Annotated in this window: 1 protein-coding gene; it reads left to right on the top strand. The window is 53.8% G+C overall.

The window, feature by feature from the left end; all coding sequences use genetic code 11:
* The first annotated feature begins 307 nt into the window (after positions 1-307).
* A complete protein-coding gene (locus ATHL_RS10635; protein WP_062193353.1) occupies positions 308-991 on the top strand; it encodes a hypothetical protein in 684 nt (227 codons plus the stop codon).
* Positions 992-1105: the final 114 nt, after the last annotated feature.

The raw sequence follows: 1105 nt of genomic DNA, 5'->3' as shown, positions 1-1105 counted from the left end.
GCCTCTCTGTTCGTCGGATGTGGGGTGGTCTATTCACTACCCCTCATCCATTTAACCACCTTTTTACCAGCTTTGGAACGATCACTGAAGAGGAGGTTTTTTTATTTTTGTATATAATCAATCTGAAACGTTTCAATGGAGCCAGAAGGCTCCCGACACTGGTGAAAGGTGGTTCTCGCACCTGTTCGCACTGGCAGGGGGAGGCAAACCAGGAAGTGAGCCGGTTGTTCTTTCCGGAGGTCAGGTCGGATACTGGTAAAAGGGACAGGGTGTATGCTCAGAGGGTGATCAGGTAAGGGATGCAGACATGATCCGAGGCTTGCTTCGAGAACTGCTCTCCAGCCCCCTTTACCGGGATTTCCGATTCCAACTCCGCCTGGTGACCATGGCAGGGGGACTCTTTCTGTTTGTGTTCCCCAGCCTGGTGGGGATGAGTCTGTTTTATGTGGACCTTCTCACCCGACGCCCAGAATGGCAGGGAAACCGGCTCCAGTTGTCTGGATTGGAAGCATTTGCACCACTTCTGGGAGATACGGTAACCCGTGGGGTGGTGCTCGGGTTGATCTTTCTTCTCGGCCTGGTCTGTATGTTGAGCGCGGCTCATGATGAACCCCGCCTTTCCCCGGTGCTGGATGCCCTTGGGCTTGTGCTGGTCGTTTATTCTCTTTTCTTTCTAACGACGGCCTCTGATCGGTGCATCCCTTCGGTGGGGTGCAGCCGGGAGTTTTTCTTCACTGCGGTGGTTCTGGCCTACGTTTTTGGGCTTGCCGGCGTTTGGATTCCAAGAATCTCTCGCCGCCTGACGGCATGGCTCGCTCTGCCTTATCTTTCGGTACTGCTCTATCAGAGTTTTCTGTGGCTGGTCACTCTGGCACGCACACCGTGGATCAGCCTGGACTGGCCTGTGGTTCACGCGGTTCTCTTATTCACTGCGACGATGATTTTGCCAGTACTGGTGGCATGGATTGGCCTTGCCGGGAAGCCAGGATAGCGCCTTCATCGATTTTCCTGTGGAATGGGGTGATCGTTCCAGTATTGGTAAAACAATGGTGAAGGAACAGGAATGAGGGCTACCCCCTGGCGAATTACCAGGGTTACGCCATCA

Source organism: Anaerolinea thermolimosa, from assembly GCF_001050195.2.
GTDB classification, from domain to species: domain Bacteria; phylum Chloroflexota; class Anaerolineae; order Anaerolineales; family Anaerolineaceae; genus Anaerolinea; species Anaerolinea thermolimosa.
This window is presented reverse-complemented; position numbering and strand designations above follow the sequence as displayed.

Coding starts and splice junctions, on each gene's coding strand:
- ATHL_RS10635 (WP_062193353.1), top strand. CDS start 308: ATGATCCGAGGCTTGCTTCGAGAACTGCTCTCCAGCCCCCTTTACCGG.